Below are 20775 nucleotides of genomic sequence, written 5' to 3'. Positions count from 1 at the left end.
GGCTATACTGGCGCGTCATTTTTTCCGCGTCGAGCCCGATGTCCGCCCCCACCTTCCAGGAACTCATCACGCGCCTGAACGCCTACTGGGCCGAGCAGGGCTGCGTGCTGATCCAGCCGCTCGACCTCGAGGTCGGCGCCGGCACCTTCCACCCCGCGACCTTCCTGCGCGCGCTCGGCCCCGAGGCCTGGAACGCCGCCTACGTGCAGCCCTCGCGCCGCCCCGGTGACGGCCGCTACGGCGAGAACCCGAACCGCCTGCAGCACTACTACCAGTACCAGGTGGTGATGAAGCCGAACCCCGACAACATCGTCGAGCTCTACTTCGGCTCGTTGAAGGCGCTCGGCATCGACCCGCAGGTGCACGACCTGCGCCTCGTCGAGGACAACTGGGAGTCGCCGACGCTCGGTGCCTGGGGCCTCGGCTGGGAGGTGTGGTTGAACGGCATGGAAGTCACGCAGTTCACCTACTTCCAGCAGGCCGGTGGCCTCGAGTGCAAGCCGGTGACGGGCGAGATCACCTACGGCCTCGAGCGCCTGTGCATGTACCTGCAGGCCTGCGACAACGTCTACGACCTCATCTGGACGCGCGGCCCGCAGGGCGACGTGACCTACGGCGACGTGTTCCTGCAGAACGAGCGCGAGCAGAGCGCCTACAACTTCGAGCACGCCGACGTGGCCGAGCTGTTCCACCGCTTCGACGCCTGCGAGAAGGAGGCGCTGAAGCTGGTCGAACTCGGCCTGCCGCTGCCCGCCTACGACCAGGTCTGCAAGGCCTCGCACAGCTTCAACCTGCTCGACGCGCGCCGCGCGATCTCGGTGACCGAGCGCCAGCGCTACATCCTGCGCGTGCGCACGCTGGCGCGCTCGGTGGCCGAGGCCTACTTCGCCCAGCGCCAGAAGCTCGGCTTCCCCGGCGTGAAGGACGCGGGAGAGCGCGCCCGGCTCGGCCTCGACGCGCAGGAGGCCGCGGCATGAGCGCGTCCCTGCTGATCGAACTCGGCGTCGAGGAGCTGCCGGTCAAGGCCCTGCCGGAACTGGCCGCCGCGTTCGCGAACGGCATCGCCGAGGGCCTGTCGAAACGCGGTGTGTCCATCGGCGCCGCGCGCACGCTGTACTCGCCGCGACGACTTGCCGTGCTGATCGAAAACGTCGCGCCTGAGCAGCCCGAGCAGCGCTCGGAAGTGCTGGGCCCCTATCTCAACATCGGCCTCGATGCGAATGGCGCGCCGACCAAGGCACTGGAAGGCTTCGCCGCCAAGGCCGGCGTGGCGTGGAACGAGCTCGAGCGCACGACGGATGCGAAGGGCGAGCGTTTCGTGCATCGCGCGGTGAAGCCGGGCGCGCGCACGGTCGACCTGCTGCAGGTCGTTCTGGACGACGCGCTGAAGGCCATGCCGATCCCGAAGCCGATGCGCTGGGGCGCGCACGAGCACGCCTTCGCGAGGCCGGCACTGTGGCTGGTGGCGCTGTACGGCGCGGACGTCGTGCCGCTGGTGGCCTTCGCCAAGAGCGCCGACCGCATGAGCCGCGGCCATCGCTTCATGCACGACAAGGCCGTGTGGATCAGTGACGCCGACGCCTACGTCGAGGCGATGCGCGGTGCGAAAGTGCTGGTCGATGCCGACGAGCGTCGCGCGGCGGTCGTCCGCGAGGTCGAGGCCGCGGCCGCACAGGCCGGCGGCACCGCCCGCATCACCGAGTACAACCTCGAGCAGGTCAACGGCCTGGTCGAGTGGCCGAAGGCCGTGCTCTGCGGCTTCGAGAAGGCCTTCCTGCGCGTGCCGCAGGAGGCGCTGATCTCGACCATGGAGGCGAACCAGAAGTTCTTCCCGGTGCTCGACGCGCAGGGGCGCATCACCGAGACCTTCATCGGCATCGCGAACATCGTTTCGACCAACGAGGTGGAGGTGCGCAAGGGCTACGAGCGCGTGATCCGCCCGCGCTTCGCCGACGCCGCCTTCTTCTTCGACGAGGACCTGAAGCAAGGCCTGTCGGCGATGAACGCCGGCCTCGCCACCGTCACCTACCAGCAGAAGCTCGGCAGCTATGCCGACAAGGTGGCACGCATCGCCCAGCTCGCCCGCGCCATCGCCAGTGCGCTCGACGACGACGCCGACCTCGCGCAGGTCGCCGCGCTGCTGTGCAAGGCCGACCTGCAGAGCCGCATGGTCAACGAGTTCCCGGAGCTGCAGGGCATTGCCGGCCGCTACTACGCCGTGCACGATGCCGGCCTCGCCGAACTGCCGGCCGAGGCGCGTCATGCCGTGGCCATGGCCCTCGACGAGGTCTACGCGCCGCGCTTCGCCGGTGACGCCATCGCCGCCTCGCGCCTCGGCCAGATCCTCGCCCTCGCCGAGCGTCTCGACACGCTGGCCGGCGGCTTCGCGGCCGGCTTGAAGCCCTCGGGCAACAAGGACCCCTTCGCCCTGCGCCGCAACGCGCTGGGCCTCGCCCGCACGCTGATCGAGGGCGGCCTAGACCTCAATCTCGTCGGCATGCTCGACGCCGCCAAGGCCGCGCTGCCCGCCGGGCTGGCGCTCGACACCACCGAGCTCTACGACTTCATCCTTGACCGCCTGCGCAGCTATTTCGCCGATCGCGGCGTGGGCGCGGCGCTGTTCGACGCGGTCTCGGCGACCAAGCCGGTCTCGCTGGCCGATTTCGCCGAACGCCTCGCGGCCCTGCAGCGCTTCGCCGAGTTGCCGGAAGCCGCCGCGCTGGCCGCGGCCAACAAGCGCGCGCGCAACATCCTGAAGAAGGTCGAGGGCGTGCTGCCCGAGGCCATCGACGCGTCCAAGCTCGTCGAGCCCGCCGAGCGCGAGCTGCACGATGCGCTGGTCGCCGCGCTGGCCGACACCGACGCGTCACTCGCCGCGCGCGACTACGTCGCCGTGTTGAGCCGTCTCGCGCTACTTCGCGCGCCGGTGGATGCGTTCTTCGATGGCGTGATGGTGATGGCCGAGGACGCCGCGGTGCGCGACAACCGCCTCGCGCTGCTGAAGGCCTTGGTCGACCGTTTCGCTGCCGTTGCGGCGATCGAGCAGCTCGCCAGCTGAGCCCGATGCCGCCACGCCCACGCTGCCGGAGGAACCCCTTCGTGCTCCTGGGCTGGTGGCTCGCCGCCGGTCTGGCGGTGGCTTGCGGTGTACCGCCGGTCGCGGCGCAGGAGCCTGCGCCGTTGCCCGCCGTCGACGCGCCGGCCCGTGTCAGCGTCGTCGACATCGCCCTCGACGGCCTGCCGGACGAGGAGGCGGCGAACGCCCGCCTCGCGATGACGCTGGCGCGCCTCTCCACGAAGCAGCGCAGCGAACTGAGCGAAGCACGGCTGCAGTTCCTCCTGCGGCGCATCCCCGGCGAAGTGACGAAGGCCCTCGAGCCCTTCGGCTGGTACTCGCCCGTGGTGGTGGTGCAGCGTGAGGTCACACGCGACGGCGTCCGTATCCGGGTGGACGTCGACCCGGGCGAGCCGGTGCGGGTGAAGACGCTCGACGCCGGCATCGACGGCGCAGCGAAGGACGACCGCTTCGTGATGCGCGAGCTGCCGAAGTTGCGCCCCGCCGTCGGCGAGCGCTTCGTGCATCTCGATTACGAGGCCGGCAAGGTCCGCGTCGAACGCAAGCTCGCCGATCGCGGTTACTTCGACGCCAAGCGCACGACCGCGCGGGTGGCCGTGAGCCGCGCGGCCAAGCGTGCCGACATCCTGCTGCGCTGGGATTCGGGTCCGCGGCATGCGATGGGCGAGGCGCGCTTCGCCGCCAACCCGTTCCGCCCGGGCCTGTTCGCCCCCCTGGTCGACTGGTCGCCGGGCGAGCCTTACCACCGCAACAAACTGGACCGGCTGCGCGCCCGAATGGCCCAGCTCGACTATTTCGCCCTCGTCGAGGTCGTGCCGGACGAAGACGACGAGGGCGGAGGCCTGCGGGTGCCCATCGACATCACCACGACGCCGGCGAAGCGCACGGCCTACGCCGCCGCGATGCGCTTCGGCAGCGACACCGGTGCGGGCGTGCGCGCGTCGATGAACCGTCGGTGGGTCAACGACCGTGGTCACAAGTGGCTCTCGGATGTCGAATGGTCTCAACGCCGCAGCGGCTTCACGACGCAGTACCGCATCCCCTCGCTCCGACGCCTGCCGGGCTGGTGGGGCGCGAGGGCCGAGTACCTCGCCGAGGATCCGGAATCCGCGCTGGGCTACGAGCGCGTCGGCCTCGGTGCCGGCTGGCAGGGGCGCCGCGATCCGTTCTCGCTGTCCGGGCGTGTCGTGTACGCCGAGGAGCGCACCAAGCTCCTGCGTCGAGATCTGTTTCCGGACGCGCGGCAGACCATGCTGTATCCCGAGCTCAGCGCCACCTTCCGTCGCGTTGACGATCCGATGCAGCCCGACGATTCCCTGCAGGTGAGCATGGCGCTGCGGGCGGGCGTGATCGAGGCGAAGTCGAGCCGCGAGCGCTTCGCCCAGTTCGAGATCGGCGCCCAGTGGCTGCACACGTTCGACGATGCGCAGGTCGTGGTCCTCCGCGCCGACGCGGGCATGACGACCTACAGCGGCGCCATCGAGTCGGCGGCCTTCCCGGCGTCGCTGCGTTACTTCGCCGGCGGCGACCGCAGCATCCGCGGCTACGGCTACCGCGAGGTCGGGCCGCGCTTCGAGGGCGAGACCTTGGGCGGCCTGCATCGCATCGTCGCCAGCGCCGAATACCAGTACTTCTTCACCGAGGAATGGGGCGCGGCCGTCTTCGTCGATGCCGGCGACGCGTTCAACACACGCAGCGCGTTCGATCCGAAGGTCGGCGTGGGCGTCGGTGCGCGCTGGCGCTCGCCGGTCGGCCTCGTCGGTGTCGATGTCGCGCGCGGCCTCGACGAAGCGGCCGGTGGCGGCACGCGCCTGCACCTCAGCTTCGGGGTGGGCTTCTGATGGCGGCCGGGGCCGTGGGCACCGATCGCGCTCTGCCGTTGCCGCGGCGCGGCTGGCGCTGGGCCCTGCTCGGCGTCATCGCGCTGCTGGCGGTGATCGCGCTGGCCGCCGCGTGGCTGCTCGGCAGCCAGGGCGGTCGCGACCTCACGCTGCGCCAGGCCATCGCCGCCCTGCCCGAGGGGGTCCTGCGCATCGGCGACCGCGAGGGCAGCTTGGCCGGCGGGCTGCGCTTGCGCGACGTGGTGTTCGAGGACGAGGCCGTGCGCGTCGAGATCGACGTGTTGGAGGCCACGCCGCGGCTGCCGGGCCTCGACGGGCCGACCCTGCATCTCGCCGCGCTGCGCCTGCGCGGCTTGCGCGTGCAGCCGAAGGCGACGCCCGACGAGCCGACCCCGCCGTGGCCGGAGCGCCTGCCGTCACTCGACCTGCCGTTCGCCCTGTGCATCGACGCGTTCGAGCTGCGTGGCATCGTCGTGCGCGCGGTGGACGGGGCGTCGCCGCCCGTCGTCGTGGACCGCATCGCCGGCACGCTCGCCCTGAAGCCGGGCCGCCTGGCCGTGGACGATGTCGCCCTCGATGCCCCACAGGGCCGGGTCCGCGGGGCGCTGCAGTACGCCCCGGCGGAGGACTTCGCCTCGCGCCTCGCGCTCGACGCGGAGCTTGCCGCGGGCGCGCGGCTGGCACTGCGGCTCGACGGCAGCCTCGCGGCCGGGCGCGCCACGCTCGACGGCGACGCCGGCGGGCCGCTGGCGGTGGCGTTCGACTGGCGGGATGCGGCGCGGCTCGACACCTTGGCCTGGACCCTCGACGTGGACGCCACGCCGCTCGATCCGGCGACGCTCGGGCTGCCCGCGACGGCGCCGATCGAGGCGTCGTTGCAGGCCCGCGGCGGCCCCGGGCTCGCTGCAGCAGAGGCGGGCGCGGCGCCCGGCGTCCGGGTGGCGCTGCACGGTCGCGTCGCGCAGTCGGACGTCGCCGTGGCCCTGCGCGATTCCACCCTGCGGCTGCACGAGGGCGTGCTGCACGCCGAACCGTTGGCGCTCGCCCTGCTCGACGGCCGGATCGACCTGACGGGCCGCTATGGCCTCGACGATGGCGCGATGGCCCTCGTGGCGCGTGCCGACGGCCTCGCCTGGGGCGAAGGCGAGGCGCGGGTGCAAGCCGGGGGCGCCGCCACGTTGGAGGGCACCGTCGACGCGTGGGAGGCCGACCTGGATCTCGGCCTCGCGCGCGGCGCCCAACGCGCCACGCTCACCGGCCGTGCGCGCGGCGACGCCGCGGCGATCACGCTGGCCCCGTTCACCCTCGCGACGCCGGGCGGTGCGCTCGACGGCGAGGCCCGCTACGCCCTGGATGCCGGCGCCGCGTTCGCCCTCGACGCCACGATGCGCGGGCTGGACCCGGCCTGGCTGGCGCCGGACTGGCCGGGCCGGCTCGATGCGCAGGTGCGCGTCGAAGGCGCGGCGCCCACCGATGCGCCCTTGCGCTACGTCGCCACGATGGCGCCGCTCTCCGGCACCCTGCGTGGCCAGCGCATCGGCGGCGAACTGCGCGTCGACGCCGACGGCGACGCGCTGGCGGTGCGGTCGACCCTCGGCCTGGGCGAGGGCCGCATCGCCGTCAACGGCGCCGTGGCACCGGCTCTCGACCTCGACCTCACCGTGCGCACGCTCGACGTCGCGCCTTGGCTGGCGGGCGCGCGTGGCGTGCTCGATGGGCGCCTCGGCGTGTCCGGCCGCGCCGAGCGTCCTGCCGTGGAGGCCGATCTCGCCCTGCTCGACGCCGGCTGGGGCGACGTCGCCCTGCAGCGCCTCACCGTGCGCGGTGGCCTGCCGTCGCGCGGCGACGGTCGCCTCGACGTCCGCGCGGAAGCGCTCTCGCAGGGTCTGGCCCGCGTCGCGGCCGTCGCGCTGGCGCTGGAGGGTCGCGTCGACGCCGGCCGGTTCACCGTGGACGCGAGCGGCATCGACGCCCCGGACCTGCCGGCGCCCGATCCCGCCTCGCGGGGGCGCGTCACCGCGCGTGGCGACTGGCGTAGCGACGAGGCGTTCGCCCTTGGCGAGCTCACGCTGGCGCAGCTCGACGCCCGCCTGCCGGCCTTGCCCGCACTGCGGCTCGATTCGACCGCCACGGTGGCGTGGCGGGCGGGCGACTGGCGCCTGCCGACGCCGGCCTGCATCGCGATCGGCGAAAGGGGACGCCTGTGCGCGGAAGGCGATGCGGACGACGCGCGCGTCGCCGGCGAGGCGCTCGACCTCGCCTGGCTCGCGCCCTTCCTGCCCGAGGATCTCGACACTCCGATGGTCCCGAGTGGTCTCGTCGCCCTCCGGGCGACGCGACGCCGTGCCGACGGCGCGGTCGTGACCACCGCCCGCATCGATGCGCCGCAGGGCCGCCTGCGCGTCGGCGGCGCCGCGCCGGAGACGGTGTTCGGCTGGAATGGCCTCGTGCTCGAAGCGACGCAGTCCGAGGGCTGGCGCGTCGACCTGCGCGCCGACCTGCTGCCGGACGGTCGCCTCGAGGCGCGCGCTTCCGCCGATGCCGCGGGCGCGCTCGAGGGCGAGATCGCCGTGCGGGCGACCGATCTGAGCCTGCTCGAAGTGATCAGTGCCGACGTCGTCGCGCCGCGCGGCAGCATCGATGGCCGGCTCGTGCTCGCCGGCACCGTCGAGGCACCGCGCTGGCAGGGGGCCGTCGTGGCGGCGCCCTTCGCAGTCGAACTGCCGGCGCTCGGCATCGCCATCGCCGACGGCGAGCTGCGCGTCGAGGGCGGTGAGGACGGGCAGTTGCGGCTGCGCGGTCGGTTGCCCACCGGCGACGGCGCGCTGGAGATCGCCGGCCAATGGAGCGAGGACGACCGTCCGAACCGCGTGACGCTCCGTGGCACCGACGTGCGCGTGCTCGATACGCCCGACGGCCGCGCCTGGATCAGCCCGGCCCTCGACCTGGAGGTGGCCGACGGCGTGGCCCGGCTGCGCGGTCGCGTCGACGTGCCGCGCGCCGAGCTCGCGCTCGACCGCTTCGAACAGGACGTGGCCGCGTCGTCCGACGTGGTCGTTGTCGATGATCCGGTCGCCGAGGACAGTACCGCGGGCCTGCAGCTCGATGCTGATTTCACCGTCGCGCTCGGCGATGACGTGCGCCTGCGCGGCTTCGGCTTCGACGGCCGCCTGTCCGGCGAACTGCGGCTGCGTGATCGCGTCGACCGCGAGCCGCGCGCCCGGGGCACGCTCGAGCTCGCCGGCGAAGTCCGCGCCTACGGCCAGCAGCTCGACCTCGAGCGCGGCACCCTCCGCTGGGGCAATGTCGCCATCGACGAGCCCACCATCGACGTGCGCGCCGTCCGCCCGGATTCCGAGCCGGAGGTCGGCGTGGCCGTGACCGGCACCGGCGTCTCGCCGGTCGTCGATGTCTGGTCGCGCCCGGCGCTGCCGCAGGCCGAAGCGCTGTCCTGGCTGATGTTCGGCCGCCCGCTGGCCGCGGCGGACGGCAACGATGCCGCACAGCTCCAGGAGGCCGCCACGTCGCTCGGAGGCAGCGCCGTGGCGCAGGCGGTGGCGGGCAAGGTCGGGCTGGACACCGCCAGCGTCGGCGAGTCCCGGGCGCTCGGTGGCACGGCGCTCACGGTGGGCAAGCGCATCACGCCGAAGCTCTACGTGAGCTATGGCATGGCGCTCTCGGGCACCGGCCAGGTCGTCACCGTCACTTACGCCCTGCGGCGCTGGCTCGCCGCGAAGGTCGAAACCGGCATCGAGCAGCGCGTCGAACTCGAAGCGAAGTTCGAGCGCGACTGAGGGAGCGGCGCCCGTTCGCGCCGCCGGCACGATCAGAAGCGCCAGCCCAGCCCGAGCGTCGCCCCGGGGCCCTCGGGCCCGCCGGCGACCCGCCGCGTCGGGTCGAAATCGAGGATGTCGGGAAGCGCGCGGTCGTCGCCGAGCAGGTTGTCTGCACCGAGTTCGAGGTACCAGCGCGGCGTGTCGAAGCGGTAGTGCAGGTTGGCGAGCACCGAGGCGTCTGCGGCGGCGCGGCGTCCGACAAGCCGGAGGCTCGCGCCCCATTGGTGTGCACCGATCGTCCTGCTGGCGCCCACCGAGGCCTGCCAGCGCGGCGCAAGCCGGGCGAACGGGTCGGCGTCGCTGTCGCCTTCGCGCTGCCAGTGGGCGCTGGCGTACATCTCCCAGCCGGCACCGCGTGCGCGCCACTCCGCTTCCGCACCGTGGCGCCGGAAGGGGGGCAGGTTCACGAAACCCACGGTCGTCGAACCGGCCAGCAGCACGCGGCGGATCGCCTTGTCGGTCTCCATGCGGTACGCGGTGAGCGCCCAGCTCTGCCCGTCGCCCTGCCACGTCCATGCCAATTCCAGGTTGCGGACGCCTTCCGCCTGCAGGCCGGGATTGCCTTGCACGGCGTTCGGCGGCACCCGCAGCAGGCGCTGGATCGGCGTCGGGGCGTTGTAGCCCTCCGCGTACACGAGCCGCCAGTTCTGCGATGGCGACGCCTGCCAGAGCAGGGAGCTGCGCGGCAGCGTGGCGGTGCCGAAGACGTCGCTGTCGACGCGGCGCAGGCCAAGGACGGTCCGCCAGTCGCCGAGCCGCAGGTCCCCCTGCACGTAGGCGGCCGATTCGCCCGAGCTCGCCTCGGGCAGCTGAACGGCGAGGACGGCGCCGGTGCCGCGGTCACGCAGCTGGTACTCGCCGTGGCTGCGCACCTCGCGTTCGACGCCCGCCTGCAGGTAGCGATCCGCGCCCAGCGTGCTCTGCCAGTGCAGGCCGGCGCGCAGGCGCCGATTGTCGTCGTCGTCGGCAAAGGCCTGCAGCCCGTCGGTGACGCCGGCCAGCTGGCGGTCGGTGGGGATGGCGAGCGTGTAGCGCGTCGCGTCGACGATGCCTTGCAGCCGGTGGGCGTCGCCGATGGCGAGGCGGCGTTCGGCGACCAGCTGCTGGCCGCGGTATCGGAGGCGCGAGGTGTTGAGCAGGCTGGCGGCCGCGGCGAGTCCCTCGCTGGCGCTTTCGAAGCCGTGCCAGCGCAGGCTGCCTGCGTCGCCCCGCCAGGCGATGAAGGCGGACGTCTGCCGGGTACCCCGCGGCACGTCCCCGTCGGGCGGCGTCCCCGGCGGGAACCCGCCGGGCACCGGGCGCCGCGTGAACCGGCCCGCGTAGTCCGGCCCCTCGCTTGCGGACGCCGCCAAGCTCAACCCGCCCGCCGCCGCGAGGTCCTCGTGCCAGTACGCTTCGCCGCGCCAGCGGCCGAGGTGGCCCGCTTCGATCGCCACTTGGCGCGCCGGGTCCCGTCGCGTCACCACGTTGATGACGCCGCCGCTGGCATTGGTGCCGAACAGCACGCCGCCGGGGCCGCGCACCAGTTCGACGTGCTGGACCAGCGCGATCGGAATCGCGGAGAGCGGGAAGTCGCCGTGCGACGGCTGCCAGTAGGGCACGCCATCGAGCAGGAACAGCACCTTCTGGTTGAAACCCTCGGCGAGGCCGCGGACCATCACCGCCTCGGTGCCGATGGCGGTGTCGTGGACCAGCACGCCGGGCAGCAGCGAGAGCCATTCCGACAGCGTACGCAAGCCGTAACGGCGTGCTTCCGCCGCGTCGATGCGTGACACCACCACCGGCGTGTCGCGAAGCTCTTCCGCCCGGGCGCTCGCCACGGTCACCGGGATCTCGAGCAGTGCCTCGAGCTCGAGATCGAGCAGGTCCCCTTGCGCCTGCGGTGGCGCGGCCCTGGCGTCGATCGCAACGAGGCTGCCGAGACCGAGGGCGAGGGCAACGGGCTTGGCGAAGGCGGCGCGCAAGGTCGGTGGGCCCGTTTCCCAAGGAGACGACCTGCACGATGCGGCAGGGCCTTCCCGATCGCAAGCCGTCGGGCACGGGCGGTCCGGCGCGCGCCGTCCGGCGACAAAAAAGGCCGCCCCGGGAGGGGCGGCCTGGTCTGCCGTCAGCGGCGCGAGGCGTCGGTCAGAAGCTCATCGTCAGGCCGAGGCTGAGGGCGTCACGGTCCACCACGTCGTCGCCGAAGCGGCCGGTGTAGGTGACATGGCCGCTGAAGCGCTCGGAGAACGTGAAGCCCAGGCCGATGTCGGCACTGGTCCAGTCGCCGGCCGGCGCGAAGCCCTCGAGGGCGAAGCGGCCGCCCATGCTGTTCGAGCCGGCGTTGACGACCGTGCGGCCGTCCTCGTCCTCGCTGTTCCAGGCCACGCGGGCGTAGGGCTGGATGGCGCCGAAATCGGCCTTGGCCTGGTAGCCGAGGCGCGTGACCATCGACTCGCGGGTGAACTCGCGGAAATTCATCGCGGTCGAGGTGATGCTGTCCTCGGTGTAGGCCGCGACGGTCACTTCCTGCCACACGATGCCGGCGAAGGGCCCGTGGGTCAGGGTGTCGCCCTTGAACACATAGCCGATGCCGAGTTCGGCGGCGAGGTGGTCGGCGTCGGTCTCGCCGCTTTCGGCGCGCACGGACGGGCCGAGCACGATGTTGCGCGACAGGTCGAGGTTGGTGCTGCCGCCGCTGGCGATCGCGTTGACGTAGAAGCCGCCGAAATTCACCACGCCATAGCCCGAGAGCAGCACCGTGTTGCCGTCGATGGTGCCGCCGACCGGGTCGAGGTTCTGGTTGCCGATGCTCGCGGCGACGCCGAAGGTGAAGGTCTCGTTGACCTGGTAGTTGGCGCCGCCGGTCAGGCTGAAGCCGGTGCTGTCCGCGCCCGGCGAGAAGCTCGAGCCCGTGATGTCGCCACTCGAACCCGTCGCGCGGAGGTAGCCGCGCACCGTGCCGTCCTCGCGGTCGAAGCGGTATTCGTCGAACAACGCGTTGCCGATCGCCCCGCCGTGGTCGTCGTAGGCCGCGATGGCGGTTTCCGGCGCGAGCGAGACGATGGCCGGCGCGTTGATGGTGGCCACCGTCACTTCGGCCAGCAGGCGGTGCGCCGCGCCCGTGGGGTGCACGCCGTCGGCGAACAGGAAGGTGTTGTTGGCGCCTGCGGCGACCTGCGCGTTCGGGTTGCAGAACAGCGAGCTGCCGCCCGGCAGCACGGCGAGGTTGCAGGCGGTTCCGGTGACGTTGGTGAAGCCGAACGCGCCCGGGTTGGCGCGCACTTCGTTCACCAGTCCGAACACGTTGATCGGGATGATGCCGGTACCGAGCTGCGACAGGCCCTGCGACAGCGCGCCGTTGTAGCTCACGGTCGCGAGCGTCGCCAGCGGACCGGCGGCGGCCAGCGGGCCGGCGGAGAACTGCGGCGTCACGCCGAGGTCGGGCAGGTTCAGCACGACGATGTTGCGCGCGCCGGCGGCCTGCAGGCGGCCAACCTGCTGCACCACCGCCGTCGCGACCGGCACGCCGCCGACGGTGGCGTTGGCCTGGGCGGTGGCGGGGTTGGAGGCCCACACCGGGATGTCCCCGAACAGGTCGTTCGCGCCCATCCACACGGTGAACAGCGCGTTCGGGTTGGCGACCGTCGCGCTGCCGCGCAGGTACTGGTCGATCTGCTGGTTCAGACGCGGCACGGCGAAGGAGCTGCACGGCGGCGAGGTGGCGCCGGTCGCCACGCGGCCGCAGGCGCCGCCGAAGGCGAAGTTCGTGCCACCGGGCAAGAGGGACGGCGTCTGCGTGAAGCCGAAGTAGCGCGCGAGCAGCTCGACCATCACCGGATCGGGATTGGTGGTGAAGCTCTGGCTCGGACCGCCGGTGGGGTTCTGCACGAGGCCGACGTTGCCGGCGTCCGACAGGCTGTCGCCGAAGCTGACGACGCCGCTGAAGCGCTGCGCATGGGCCGAAGAAGCGGCGAGGGCCAGCGCGACGGCGCCGACGATGAGACGGGTGCGGGGCATCGGTAACTCCTGGACAGGACGGAACGACAGGGGTGGCAGCAGAGCGCGGGCGCCGGAATGGGCCGCGACGGCAGTCACATTAAAACAAAGTTACGGGCGGCTGCCATACGCCGGCGTCCGTTGGCTGGGTGGTGGCGAATTCATGCTGCGTCGCAGCAGGAGTGCGGTAGGCGCAGCGTGAGCGGGCATGATTCGCAGTGTCGATGACGGAGAGGATGCGAATGCGGCGCAGCGTGACTTTGGCCCTGATCGGGGCCCTCGTCTTGTGGGGGGTGTCGGCGGTCGCGCAGGCCGCGTCTGCCGGCGTTGGCGAGGATCGCCCGTGCGTGGGCCTCGTGCTGGGCGGCGGGGGCGCGCGCGGCGCGGCGCACGTTGGCGTGCTGAAGGTCCTTGAACGCGAGCGCATCCCGGTCTGCGCCATCGCCGGCACCAGCATGGGCGCCGTGGTCGGCTCGCTGTATGCCAGCGGCATGAGCCCGACCGACATCGAGGCCGCGCTGGCGTCCGTCGACTGGAAGGACCTCTTCGAGGACGACACCGCCCGTGCCGGCCTGCCGATGCGCCGGAAGGAGGCGCAGCTCAACTACCGGGCCGAGCTGGAGGCCGGCTGGCGCGACGGCGCGCCGGTATTTCCCTCCGGCGCCGTGCAGGGGCAGAAACTGGGGCTGCTGCTGCGCCGGTTGATGCTCCGTGCCTCGCAGACCGCGCGATTCGACGAGTTGCCGATCCCGTTCCGTGCGATCGCCACCGACATCGTCAGCGGCGAGCGCGTGGTCTTCGCCGAAGGCGACCTCGCGATGGCGGTACGCGCCTCCATGGCCGTCCCGGCGGTGTTCGCGCCGGCGGAGATCGACGGCCGCATCCTCGTCGACGGTGGCATCGTCGACAACGTGCCGATCGACGTGGTGCGCGACATGGGCGCCGACGTGGTGATCGCCGTGGACGTAGGCAGCCCGCTCCTGACCCGCGACGCGATGCGCACGCCGATCGACGTCGCGTACCAGATGGTTTCGGTGTTGATTCAGGAGAAGACCAATCGCTCGATCGCCTCGCTGGGCGACGGCGACGTGCTGATCGTGCCGCCGCTCGGCACCTTTTCCAGCGCCGCGTTCGAGCAGGCGGTCACGGTGATCGGCAAGGGGGTCGAAGCCGCCGAGGCCGAAGCGCCCCGGTTCCGCCACCTCGCGCTGGGCGAGACCGAGTACGCCGGCTGGCGCGCCGCCCGGCGTGCAGGGCGCCCCGCCGTATCGCCGACGATCGGGTTCGTCGACGTCGCGCCCGGTCGCTCGCGTACCGAGCGGCTGGTGGCGTACCGCGGGCAGGGGCTGGTCGGACAGGCCCTCGACCCGGACGTCATTGACGCCGCGGTGGCCAGCACCTATGCCGAAGGCGCCTACCAGAGCATCGGCTGGCGCGAAGTACGCCGCGACGGGCAGACGGGCATCGAGCTGCTGCCCGTGGACAAGGCCTGGGGGCCGGTGTTCTTCAACATCGGGCTGCAGATCGCCGACGACTTCCGCGGTGGCAGCGATTACCAGCTGACCGCCGAGCTGCTGAAGACCGGGGTGAGCGGCGACGGCGACGAGCTGCGCGCGCTGCTCCGGCTCGGGCAGGTCGCCGAGGCGTCCGTCGACTGGTTCGCCCCCATCGACCTCGACCGCCGCTTCTACGCGGGGGTCGACACCGGCTATCGCGCCTTCGACGTGCCCTTCGTGCTCGGCACCACGCAGGTGGCCGATTTCCGCATCTCGCGGAGCACCCTCGGCCTGCGCGTCGGGCTGCAGACCGACCCGCGCTGGGCCTTGGAGGCCACGCTGCGGCGCTCGCGCTTCGACGGGCGCGAGGTGGTCGGCTCGTTCGGCGTGGACGACCTCACCCAGCAGGCGACGTCGCTCGGTGGCCGCGCGGTCTGGGACACGCTCGACCGCCTGAGTTTCCCGAGCCGCGGTTCGCGCGCGGTGCTCTCGGTCGATCGCTACGAGCCGGTCCTCGGTGCCGAAGGCGAGGGCTGGGTCGCGCGCTGGCGTTCCGACTCGGTGCTGTCGCGGGGCAAGCACCATTGGCTGCTCGGCACGCGCTGGGCGGACACCCGGGATGCGCCGCCGGACCTCGCCGCGTTCTCGACGCTGGGCGGATTCCTCAATCTGTCCGGCACCCTGGAGCGCGGCCTCACCGGGCAGACCCTCGGCTATGCGCGTGCGGTCTATTACTACCGCTTCGGCGATGCGAACGCGCTGTTCGCGGTGCCCACCTACCTCGGCGCCAGCGCCGAGATCGGCCAGGTCGGCGACGATGCGCTCGACTTCGGATGGGACGAGGCCACCCGCGCCGGCGGTGTGTTCATCGGCATGAGCAGCCCGTTCGGCCCGATCCTGTTCGGCTTCGGCCGAACCAACCGGGGCAACGACACCTGGACGCTGAATTTCGGCAACCTGATCCGCAATGAAGATTGATCCTTCCCGTCGTGACGCGGTTCGCCCGCGACCGGTCTCGGCACCGCCATCGGCGCCGCTGGCCGCGCACGTTCCCGAACGTTGGCGCGCGCGCTACGACGCCAGCTGGCGACTGATGCGCGCCGATCGGCCGATCGGCTGGCTGCTGCTGCTGTGGCCGACGCTGGCCGCGCTGTGGCTGGCCGCCGAGGGCCTGCCCCCATGGCCCCTGATCGTCGTGTTCGTCGGCGGCGTCTGGCTGACGCGCGCGGCGGGCTGCGTGATCAACGATTACGCCGACCGCTGGCTGGACGGCCGGGTGGAGCGCACGAAGGCCCGGCCCCTCGTGGCCGGGGAGCTCAGCGGGCGCTTCGCCCTCGGTCTTTTCGCCGGCTTGATGCTCGCGGCTCTCGCCCTGGTGCTCACGACCAATGCGAAGACGATCGCCCTGAGCGCGGTCGCTCTCGTTCTGGCGGCGGCCTACCCCTACATGAAGCGGCACACCTACCTGCCCCAGGTCTGGCTGGGCTTGGCCTTCAGCTGGGGCATCCCGATGGCCTTCACCGCCGTCCGCGACGCCTGGCCGCCGCAGGAGGCGTGGCTGCTGCTGTGCGCGAACCTGCTCTGGACCACGGCCTACGACACTTGGTACGCGATGGTCGATCGCGAGGATGACCGCCGCGCGGGGGCGAAGAGCACGGCCCTGCTGTTCGGCGACCTCGACGTGCCGGTGATCGCCGCGCTGTTCGTCCTTGCCGGCCTGGCGATGGGCCTGCTGGGGCATCGGCTCGAGCTCGGCCTCGTGTACTGGCTGGGCCTGGCGGCCGCCGCGGTGTTCGTCGCCCAACAGTTCAGCCGGGGGCGATCGCGTCATCCGGACGACTGCTTCTGGGCGTTCCTCGCCAACAACCGGGTGGGGGCGGCGATCTTCGCCGGCATCCTGCTCGACCACTTCACCCGCGTCCGCTGAGCGGCCCGGTCCGCACCCGGGCGACCGCCCAGACGTCGACCCTCATCGCCCCCGCCTCCTGAAGGGCCTCCGCGGCCGCGCGAGCCGTGCTGCCGGTGGTCAGCACATCGTCAACCAAGGCCACGTGCCGTGGGCTGGGGGCACGCATCGAGAAGGCGGCGGCGAGGTTCCGCCGACGCTGGGCCGCGTCCAGCTGGGTCTGGGGACGGGTGTCGCGCTCGCGGCGCAGGGCGCCGACGAGCACCGGCAGGCGCAGCGCACGCCCCCAGTCGCGGGCAAGACCGAGGGCCTGGTCGTGGCCGCGCTGGCGCAAGCGTCGACGATGCAGGGGCACGGGCACCAAGGCGTCCGGGCGGGTCGCGCCCGCCAGCGCGGGAAGGGCGAGCGCGGCGAGTGCGCGTCCCGCGGCGAGGTCGTCATGGAACTTGTAGCGCGTCAGCAGGGGGGCGCACGCGGCATCGTAGGTGAAGGCGGCATGCACCGTGCCGCCGTGCGCGGAGATCGCCGGCAGCGGGGTCGTCGGCGCGGGACGGAACAGGGCCCGGCAGGGCCGGCACAGCAGGGTTTCTGGATCGGCGGGTGCCTCGCAGCCGAGGCAGGCCACGGGCAGCGCCCACGCCTCGATGGCGTGCCAGACGGCGGCGAATGGTGCGGGCATCGCGGTTGACAGGGCAGGGGGCGGTTTCCAGACTGCCCGGGCTCGCGGCCTCCCGCCGTCGGAAATCGCCCATGCCTGCCGTCATCCGCCATGACTGGACGCGAGAGGAAACCCTCGCGCTCTTCGCCCTGCCTTTCCCCGAATTGCTGCACCGCGCCAGCCTCGTGCACCGCGAGCGCTTCGATCCCACCGAGGTGCAGGTGAGCACCCTGCTGTCGATCAAGACCGGCGGCTGCCCCGAGGACTGCGCCTACTGCCCGCAGAGCGCGCGCTACAGCACCGGCCTCAAGGCCGAGAAGCTGATGGCGCTCGACGACGTCATCGCCAAGGCCGCGGCGGCGAAGGCCGCCGGCGCCACCCGCTTCTGCATGGGTGCGGCATGGCGTTCGCCGAAGGACAAGGACGTGGCCGAAGTGGCGAAGATGGTCGGCGCCGTCAAGGCGATGGGCCTCGAGACCTGCGCCACGCTCGGCATGCTGAAGCCCGAGCAGGCGCAGGCGCTGAAGGTCGCCGGCCTCGACTACTACAACCACAACCTCGACACCGCGCCGGAGTTCTACGGCGACGTGATCAAGACCCGCGAGTACCAGGACCGCCTCGACACCCTCGGGGCCGTGCGCGAAGCGGGGCTGAAGACCTGCTGCGGCGGCATCGTCGGCATGGGCGAGACGCGCGAGCAGCGCGCCGGCCTGCTGCAGACGCTGGCGAACCTGCCGGAGCATCCCGGCTCGGTGCCGATCAACCGCCTCGTGCAGGTGGAAGGCACGCCGCTGCATGGCACGGCCCTGCTCGATCCCTTCGAGTTCGTGCGCACGATCGCCGTGGCGCGCCTGATGATGCCGGCCTCGATGGTGCGGCTCTCGGCCGGCCGCAACGAGATGGGCGAGGAGCTGCAGGCGCTGTGCTTCCTCGCCGGCGCCAACTCGATCTTCTACGGCGAGAAGCTGCTCACCACCGGCAACCCGGACGTCGAGGCCGACCAGGCCCTGTTCGCCCGCCTCGGCCTGAAGCCGATGGCCGTCGTCGAGGAGTCGAAAACCGTCCACGCCGACATCGTCTGCCCCGCACCGCAGGCGGCCTGAGCCGCATGTCGCGACCCCGCTGGAGCGAACGCCTTGCCGTCGCGCAGGCCCGCCGCGCGCGCAGCGACGCGCTGCGCCGCCGCCGCGTGGTCGAGCGCGTCGAGGGCGTCCACGTGGTGGTCGACGGCCAGCCGCTGATCAACTTCTGCAGCAACGACTACCTCGGCCTCGCCGGTTCGCTCGACGCGGTCAGCGCGCTGCAGGAGGCCGCCGCGTGGCACGGCGTCGGCAGCGGCGCCTCGGCCCTCGTCAGCGGCCACCACGCGCTGCACGCCCGCTTCGAGCGCGAGGCCGCCGAGTGGATGGGCTACGAGCGCGCGCTGTATTTCCCCAGCGGCTACACGGCCAACCTCGCGGTGCTGCAGGCGCTGCTCGAGGCGGGAGACCTCTGCGTGCAGGACAAGCTCAACCACGCCTGCCTGCTCGACGGCGCGCGCCTTGCCGGTGCCGACCTGAAGCGCTACCCGCACCGGGATTTCGGCGGCGCCCTGCGCCAGCTGCAGTCGATGCCCGAGGCGGCGGCGGTGCTCGCCACGGATTCGGTATTCAGCATGGATGGCGACGTGGCGCCGCTGCGCGAACTCGCGCTGGCGGCCACCGGCGAGCACGCGCTGCTCGTCGTCGACGAGGCCCACGGTGTTGGCGTGATGGGTCCGGAGGGCCGCGGTGCTTGCGCGGCCGCGGGCCTCTCGGCGCGCGACGTGCCGGTGCTGGTCGCGCCGCTCGGCAAGGCCTTTGGCGGGCAGGGGGCGCTGGTGTTCGGTGCCACGCCCCTCATCGAGCACCTGCTGCAGAGCGCGCGGCCCTACGTGTTCAGCACGGCCGGCGCGCCGGCTCTGGCCGCGGCGATGTCGGCGAACCTCGAGGCGCTGCGCACGCAGGGTTGGCGGCGCGCAAAGCTGGCCTCGCTGGTGGCGCGTTTCCGGCGCGGTGCGCTGCGCCACGGCCTGCCGGTGCTGGAATCGAACACGCCGATCCAGCCGCTGGTGCTGGGCGGGAATTCGCGCGCGCTGGCCGTGGCCCGCGTGCTGGAGCAGCAGGGCTTCTGGGTCGCGCCGATCCGCCCGCCGACGGTGCCCGACGGCAAGGCGCGCCTGCGCATCACCCTGACGGCCGCGCACACCGAGATCGAGGTCGACGCCTTGGTCGACGTGCTGGCGTCCTGCCTTGAAGCGATCGACGCCGGGGCATGAGCGCGCTGCATGTCGAACGCACCGGGCAGGGCCCGGCGCTCCTGCTGGTGCATGGCTGGGCGATGCACGGCGGCGTGTTCGCGCCGCTCGTCCGCGCGCTCGAAGCGGCATTCAACGTCATCACCATCGACCTGCCCGGCCACGGCGGCAGCCGTGACAGCGACCTGACGCTGGCGCTGGACCCGGTGGCCGATGCCCTGGCGGCGCTCATCGACGCCCAGCCGTCGAAGCGCGCGTTGGTGGCCGGCTGGTCGCTCGGCGGGCTGGTTGCCGCGGCCCTGGCGGCGCGGCATCCCGAGCGCGTGCGCGGCCTGGCCATGCTCGCGGCGAGCCCGCGCTTCGTACAGGGCACCGATTGGCCGGCCGGGATGGACCCGCGCGTGTTCGAGCTGTTCGGCGAAGAGCTCGGCCGCGATTACCGCGGCACGCTCGACCGCTTCCTGATGCTGGAAGCGCAAGGGTCGGCGCACCTGCGCGAGGAGCTGCGCTACCTGCGCGACGCGGTCTACGCCCGCGGCGAGCCGGCACCGCGCGCCTTGCAGGAGGGCCTCGGCCTGTTGCACGACAGCGATCTTCGCGCCGCGCTTCCGGGCCTCGTCATGCCCAGCCTGTGGATCGCCGGACGTCGCGACCGGCTGGTGAGCCCGCAGGCGATGCAGGCGGCCGCGGCACTCGCGCCGCGCTCGCGCTTCCAGCAGTTCGACCACGCCGGCCACGCGCCCTTCCTGACCGAGCCGACGGCCGTCGCCGAGGCGCTCACGGCCTTCGCGGCATCCTGCCCGCCATGAGCGTGTTCGATCCCCGCGCCGTGCGCCACGCCTTTGGGCGCGCGGCCACCACCTACACCCAGGCCGCCGCGCTGCAGCGCGAGGTGGAGTCGCGCCTGCTCGATCAGCTCGGCTACCTCGACGACCGCGTGCCGACGCGCGTCCTCGATCTCGGCAGCGGCCCCGGCAGCGCCGCCGCGGCGCTGAAGGCGAAGTGGGGCCGCAGGAGCGACGTCGTGGCGATGGACCTCGCCCTGCCGATGCTGCGCGAGGCGCGGGCGAAGTCGCGTTTCTGGCGGCCGATCCACGCCGTGCAGGGCGATGCGCAGGCGCTGCCGTTCGCCGACGGCGCTTTCGAGCTGGTGTTTTCCAGCCTCTGCCTGCAATGGGTGGCCGATCTTCCGAAGGCCCTCGGGGAACTCCGCCGCGTGATGCGCGAAGGCGGCCTGCTGGTGTTCAGCACCTTCGGCCCGGACACGCTGGTCGAACTGCGCGAGGCTTACGTGCAGGCCGGCCTCGAGCCACCGCTCTCGCCCTTCGCGGCGATCCAGCAGGTGGGCGATGCGCTGGTGGCGCAGGGCTTCAAGAACCCGGTGATCGAGCGCGACGTGTACACGCTCACCTATCCCGACACCGCGGCGCTGATGCGCGAGCTCAAGGCCATCGGCGCCACCGACGCCCGCCAGAGCCGGCCGCGCGGCCTGAGCGGCCGTGGCCGGCACCGTGCGGTGGCCTCCGCCTACGAACCCCTGCGCCGCGACGGCGTTCTGCCCAGCACGTGGGAGGTCGTTACCGCCATGGCGTGGACGCCACCGCCGGGCGCGGCGCGCCGAGAGGGCGGGGCCGACATCGCCACGTTCCCGGTCGAGAAGCTCGCCATCCGCAGGCGCTGAAGGGCGCTCGCCATCCCCCAGCGCTGCG

At 72.5% G+C, this 20775-nt stretch carries 13 protein-coding genes; 10 read left to right on the top strand and 3 right to left on the bottom strand.

What is annotated here, in order from left to right; genetic code table 11:
* Window positions 1-38: 38 nt before the first annotated feature.
* The 4 genes from glyQ to ACYVAK_RS04295 are packed head-to-tail and all read left to right on the top strand — an operon-like array spanning window position 39 to window position 8711.
* Complete coding sequence (gene glyQ, locus ACYVAK_RS04310) at window positions 39-977, top strand: glycine--tRNA ligase subunit alpha (protein ID WP_461058311.1); 939 nt, start codon at window positions 39-41, stop codon at window positions 975-977.
* A complete protein-coding gene (gene glyS, locus ACYVAK_RS04305; RefSeq protein ID WP_461058309.1) occupies window positions 974-3058 on the top strand; it encodes a glycine--tRNA ligase subunit beta in 2085 nt (694 codons plus the stop codon). Before glyQ ends, glyS begins: the two co-directional genes overlap by 4 nt.
* Window positions 3059-3099: 41 nt before the next feature.
* The gene (locus ACYVAK_RS04300) at window positions 3100-4917 is read left to right on the top strand and encodes an autotransporter assembly complex protein TamA (RefSeq protein ID WP_461058307.1); all 1818 of its coding nucleotides are present in this window, start codon (window positions 3100-3102) and stop codon (window positions 4915-4917) included.
* 14 nt (window positions 4918-4931) lie between these two features.
* Window positions 4932-8711 (top strand): translocation/assembly module TamB domain-containing protein, encoded by a 3780-nt coding sequence (locus ACYVAK_RS04295; RefSeq protein ID WP_461058305.1) that lies wholly within the window; start codon window positions 4932-4934, stop codon window positions 8709-8711.
* Between the two features lie 32 nt (window positions 8712-8743).
* On the opposite strand, the gene ACYVAK_RS04290 is transcribed toward ACYVAK_RS04295, so the two are convergent.
* Entirely contained in the window at window positions 8744-10717 is a 1974-nt protein-coding gene (locus ACYVAK_RS04290; protein WP_461058303.1) for a TonB-dependent receptor, read from the bottom strand.
* Window positions 10718-10880: 163 nt separating this feature from the next.
* Window positions 10881-12752: an autotransporter domain-containing protein gene (locus ACYVAK_RS04285; protein WP_461058301.1), complete on the bottom strand. Its 1872-nt coding sequence runs from the start codon at window positions 12750-12752 to the stop codon at window positions 10881-10883.
* A gap of 221 nt (window positions 12753-12973) precedes the next feature.
* Here ACYVAK_RS04285 and ACYVAK_RS04280 point away from each other — a divergent pair, with 221 nt between their 5' ends.
* Together ACYVAK_RS04280 and ubiA are read left to right on the top strand one after the other, a co-directional pair.
* Complete coding sequence (locus ACYVAK_RS04280; protein WP_461058299.1) at window positions 12974-15205, top strand: patatin-like phospholipase family protein; 2232 nt, start codon at window positions 12974-12976, stop codon at window positions 15203-15205.
* Window positions 15195-16154, top strand: a complete 960-nt coding sequence (gene ubiA / locus ACYVAK_RS04275) for a 4-hydroxybenzoate octaprenyltransferase (protein ID WP_461058297.1) — start codon at window positions 15195-15197, stop codon at window positions 16152-16154. Before ACYVAK_RS04280 ends, ubiA begins: the two co-directional genes overlap by 11 nt.
* Here the strand turns inward: ubiA and ACYVAK_RS04270 are convergent.
* Window positions 16138-16812: a ComF family protein gene (locus ACYVAK_RS04270; RefSeq protein ID WP_461058295.1), complete on the bottom strand. Its 675-nt coding sequence runs from the start codon at window positions 16810-16812 to the stop codon at window positions 16138-16140. The genes ubiA and ACYVAK_RS04270 overlap by 17 nt on opposite strands.
* Window positions 16813-16883: 71 nt before the next feature.
* Here ACYVAK_RS04270 and bioB point away from each other — a divergent pair, with 71 nt between their 5' ends.
* Genes bioB through bioC form a run of 4 tightly spaced genes read left to right on the top strand, consistent with a single transcriptional unit; the run spans window position 16884 to window position 20747 of the window.
* On the top strand, window positions 16884-17894 hold the full coding sequence (gene bioB, locus ACYVAK_RS04265) for a biotin synthase BioB (protein ID WP_461058293.1): 1011 nt from the start codon (window positions 16884-16886) through the stop codon (window positions 17892-17894).
* A gap of 5 nt (window positions 17895-17899) precedes the next feature.
* Window positions 17900-19087: an 8-amino-7-oxononanoate synthase gene (gene bioF, locus ACYVAK_RS04260; RefSeq protein WP_461058291.1), complete on the top strand. Its 1188-nt coding sequence runs from the start codon at window positions 17900-17902 to the stop codon at window positions 19085-19087.
* A 5-nt stretch (window positions 19088-19092) separates the two neighbouring features.
* Window positions 19093-19875, top strand: coding sequence for a pimeloyl-ACP methyl ester esterase BioH (bioH, locus tag ACYVAK_RS04255; protein WP_461058640.1), 783 nt, complete (start codon window positions 19093-19095; stop codon window positions 19873-19875).
* Window positions 19872-20747 (top strand): malonyl-ACP O-methyltransferase BioC, encoded by an 876-nt coding sequence (gene bioC, locus ACYVAK_RS04250; RefSeq protein ID WP_461058289.1) that lies wholly within the window; start codon window positions 19872-19874, stop codon window positions 20745-20747. The genes bioH and bioC overlap by 4 nt, the downstream gene beginning before the upstream one ends.
* The last annotated feature ends 28 nt before the right edge of the window (window positions 20748-20775 follow it).

Source organism: Silanimonas algicola (assembly GCF_054777375.1).
Note: the sequence above shows the minus strand (reverse complement) of the source record. Positions and strands in the feature narration are given on the sequence as shown.